This is a genomic window from Gardnerella sp. 26-12, assembly GCF_001660745.1.
Taxonomy (GTDB): Bacteria; Actinomycetota; Actinomycetes; order Actinomycetales; family Bifidobacteriaceae; genus Bifidobacterium; species Bifidobacterium swidsinskii.
Window position 1 is genome coordinate 1 of record NZ_LWSR01000076.1, and the last position, 4,061, is coordinate 4,061.

At 37.4% G+C, this 4,061-nt stretch carries 4 protein-coding genes; all 4 read left to right on the forward strand.

All coding sequences use genetic code 11. The annotated features are described in order from the left end of the window. Positions 1-25 precede the first annotated feature (25 nt). The 4 genes from A5295_RS04390 (at position 26) to A5295_RS06575 (ending at position 3,929) form a co-directional block, all read left to right on the forward strand. Positions 26-793, forward strand: a complete 768-nt coding sequence (locus A5295_RS04390) for a hypothetical protein (protein ID WP_064621841.1) — start codon at positions 26-28, stop codon at positions 791-793. Positions 794-1,370: 577 nt separating this feature from the next. Beyond that, a complete protein-coding gene (locus A5295_RS04395) occupies positions 1,371-2,129 on the forward strand; it encodes a hypothetical protein (RefSeq protein WP_064621843.1) in 759 nt (252 codons plus the stop codon). Positions 2,130-2,139: 10 nt separating this feature from the next. Then, complete coding sequence (locus A5295_RS04400; RefSeq protein ID WP_064621845.1) at positions 2,140-3,186, forward strand: hypothetical protein; 1,047 nt, start codon at positions 2,140-2,142, stop codon at positions 3,184-3,186. A gap of 41 nt (positions 3,187-3,227) precedes the next feature. Then, positions 3,228-3,929, forward strand: coding sequence for an InlB B-repeat-containing protein (locus A5295_RS06575; protein WP_064621847.1), 702 nt, complete (start codon positions 3,228-3,230; stop codon positions 3,927-3,929). Positions 3,930-4,061 lie beyond the last annotated feature (132 nt).

Consider the following 4,061-nt stretch of genomic DNA (forward strand, 5'->3'; position numbering starts at 1 on the left):
ATAGAATTCTAGGAGGTGTAATACTATGTCTAAGAAAAAAATGTATATTTCGCTAGGAACTTTACTTTTATTGGTTCTATTTGTATTTACTGGAATTTTTATTATTGGAAATAATCAAGCATCAAAGAATAGTGGGAATATAGCTCATAAATTGATGCCAGTAAACGTAGCTTATGCTGAAACGTTAGATGATATAAAGGGATCCATGAATAAGTTGATGGTGGAATTAGAAACTGAGACGAAGACTAATCCACAAGTGGCTATGCAGGCACATCCAGGAAAGTTTATTAGGAATTCTAAAAACTATCAAAGAATATTGAAACTGGGACTGAAGGCAATTAAACCTCTTTACGATGCTATTTATGATAGTAGAGATGCTGGATGCTATGAGTATATTCTAGCTATGGCTATTGAAGACATAACTGGTGAAAAGTTTGTTTACAATTCTGACTATGGTTGGAAAAATTCGTTAGAGTTTAGGATGGCTTATGACGAAAAAGTAAACAATACAAGGTTTAATGTTGAAAGAATCAGTAATAATGAAACTTTGAATGATCATGACCGAACTCAGAAATTTAAGGAATTAGGGATTTTTGCAGTTTCTGATTTAATTAAAGAGTATAGGAAAAGTGATTCCAAAGTTTCTAAACCATCGATATTAGAAGCTGTTAAGGGAATTACTAGTAAGTATAAAGAACTTGCAATAACGGAAAGAACTCCAACTGAGAGTATTCTAGATGAAACGCAATTATTTGATTCTCTAGTTTCCTTAAATGGAAGAGCATACAAGTAAGGTGGATTATCTAACTGTAAAGCTAGTTCTTTAGGTATTATATGAGTGTTATACGAACATGAAGCGACCAAGAAAATCTTGGTCGCTTCTTTATATAAGAGAGGAGGAAAAAGGGGGTTATAGGCCAAAAAGTGTGTAAAACTAAGCTGATGAGTATTCTGTGGCATAAACTAGCCTCAGCACTGTTAAAAACTCAGTCAAGTATCTTAAGAAAGTAACGGTCATATGTTACTGGTGCAGTACGTAATCTGCGTTAACAACAGATAAGCGGGGTTATATGTTACTGGTGCAGTACGTAATCTGCGTTAGTAACAGCCTTTGACGATTTATTGTTAAATACTCAGCTAATACATGCTTCGAACGCCGCTTAATATAAGAAATAGCCCACATTCGATATACTGCGAGCCTTACTGCTATAAGGGTTATGAGCTTATTTTTACACACTTTTTGTCCAGGTGGCGAATGTGCAGAAAACAGATTCGATTACCGCAAAACCCTTGTATTGCAAGGTCTAAGACATGATTTCTTACACACTTTTTGGCCTATAACCCATTATTAGATTAATAAGGAGGAAAATATGAAAACATTAGTAAAAAAGACAATGGGTCTATTGATGGCTACATTAGTAGCGTTTGGTGTTATGGCTGGAACTACACAGGCGTTTGCGGCTGAAGGACAACTTGTATATAAAGTCGATAGTCAATTAAACGTAAGCGGATCCTTTTTCTTAAAGAAAATTACAGGAACCGTTGATGTGAGTAAGACGGTAACTGCATCTCCCGTCACGCCAATTGAAGGGCAAAAAGACTCTTATACGGGTACTATAAGCGCAAGCGTGGAAGCTGCAGACCTTTTTGAAGGAGCCTACAAAGTATATGAGAAAGAAATAAAAGGACAAGGTTTTGGACCTTTGAAATTTGAAAATATAATCATGTCCAGTGAAGGTGAAAAGTTCCCTATTGCTCAGTATACGATAAAATTCCCTTCTAACTTCCACGTTGATAAAAAGGGAATTAAAGCTACCGAAAACACATCTACTATCAGTGCCATTGAGACTAAATATGTAGAAAAGGATAATTCAGTTGTTATCACTATTCAACTAGGAAATTGGAATGATTATAAAGAATTTTTTAAGCTTGTAGAAAGTGAACGTAATCAAACTGGGCATGAAATTAACGTAAATATCCCATATATAGTAGAAGGAAAAGAAGAATTACTTGGAACTATAACTGGTTCAGGAATTTGCCAATTATACAAATTTGGCAATCACCCAGTTAGTGATCCAATCGTTAACATTACCTCCCCATTAAAGTCACTTGAAATCAAGAGACCGTAGGAGGTTTTGTATGAAATTACTAAAAAATATGGCTGTAACGATAGTATCAGCTACATTGATTGCATCAGCAGCATTTGTGTCACCAGTGTTTGCCGCGGATGGTAGCAAACCGCTTCTATATTTAATTAAGGATTCGTTGGCTGCTACGCCTGAATATTTGGGCGATAGTACGCTAAAGAATACGTATTGGGTTGATGTGGAAAAGAAAGAGATAACCGATGGTTTTACAGGGAAAACTTATTATGGGGTATTTCCTAAGTATTTAACCTCTTCAAGTAAAACAGCGATTGCTGATTTTCCATTTAACTCTTTAGAAGACATGACTAGTACGCCAAATGCGGGGATAGTGAATAACCCTAATACGTATTGGCTTATGCCTACTGGGATGGATTTTGAAGAAAGATATGGTTATCTCGCAGGTAATGATACGGCAGAAGGAGATACAAAACCAGGACAAAATCCTACAAAACCTATCGAAAATCGTGTCAACCCATTTGGCTTTAAGGAAAATGATTTATTAACTCAAGATGAAATTAAAAAGCCAGTTGATAAACTTAAAGTATACGGTGATCTGAAGCTTAAGGGTGAAACGGATTCTAAAGCGGTTGGTGAGCTACAATCTGGGGATAAACTGAATCTTGATTTTTCAGTTAGTATCCCATGGTTTAAGCGTTATCTCAATGGTTGGACGCTAAGCTATACGAGAGTTGGTGGCACGAATGACGCCTATGTTACGAAATTCCACAATAGCTACGGTAAGGTTGATGCAGGATTTGCTTTTACGCTAGATATTCCAGATGGTGTAGAAGTAGCTAATGATGCATCTGCTACAATTAGCGGAATTAAGGGATTTTCTCCAAGTGTAACAAAAACAAATGATGGTAAAACGCTCATTGTTACATTAAAGAAAGATAATCCTGGAACAACTCAAAAATGGCAAGACATCATTAACCAAGTTAAGAATGTAGATACCAGCAATATCATTGTTTCAGTAACTGGTCTATCTGTGAAAAAGACAGTTACTGAAGGTAAAAATATAGAATTCGAGGAACGGTAGCCGGTTTCTATGATTTTGCTAATTCTTCCACAGAGAATTTTGTGAAAGCAACCACTGCAAGAGAGGATAACTGTGCTAATCGCAATTATTTCTTCTTTGCTGCTGAACAGGATCCTAAAGGGTTAGATGCGAACGGAGAAGAAAATAAGTCTAAACAAATCTCTTATTCTTTCCAAGTGAAGAAACCAGAATCGACACCAGATCCGACGCCTACATATAATACTGTAACTTTTAAAGATGGCGATTCTACGGTTGCTACTGTTAATGTGGAGCCTGGTAAGGCTATTGATACTGATGCGTTGACTAATGAGTCTATGCTGAAGAAGCCAACGAAGGCTGGTTATACCTTCAAGGAGTGGAATACGAAGGAAGACGGTAAGGGTGAGACGTTTACGGGAGCAAGCATAGTTAATGGCGATATGACTGTGTATGCTATTTACACGAAAGATCCTGTACCAAATCCGGATCCAACTCCGAATCCTCCGGCACCGACGCCAACTCCGTCACCGAATCCAGAGCCTAACCCAACTCCAAATCAACCTGCGTCGGAACTGAAGCTGCAGCCGCAGACACCAGCTCCTCAGCCGCAGCCTGAAAAGCATATTGGCATGATTCCTAAGACAGGCGAATCGGCATCGTTTGCAGGCTTGCTCGCAGTGCTTGGTTTCTCAATTGCTGGACTTGCACTTCTTCTTAAGAAGAAAATGATGAAAAAAACAATAAGTAGGCACTGCTTGTTTTAAGTAACCGGCATTGTTTATTAGAAGATGGCTCTAGCGATATGTTAGAGCCATCTTTTTGTATGTTATCTTTTGAGTGTTATTTGAGATAAGCTTTCTTATTTTCAATAATAAATCTGTCTCTTATACACATCT

Excerpts from the sequence above, each read along its gene's own strand:
- A5295_RS04400 (WP_064621845.1), top strand. The coding sequence starts at position 2,140 with ATGAAATTACTAAAAAATATGGCTGTAACGATAGTATCAGCTACATTG.
- A5295_RS04395 (WP_064621843.1), top strand. The coding sequence starts at position 1,371 with ATGAAAACATTAGTAAAAAAGACAATGGGTCTATTGATGGCTACATTA.
- A5295_RS04390 (WP_064621841.1), top strand. The coding sequence starts at position 26 with ATGTCTAAGAAAAAAATGTATATTTCGCTAGGAACTTTACTTTTATTG.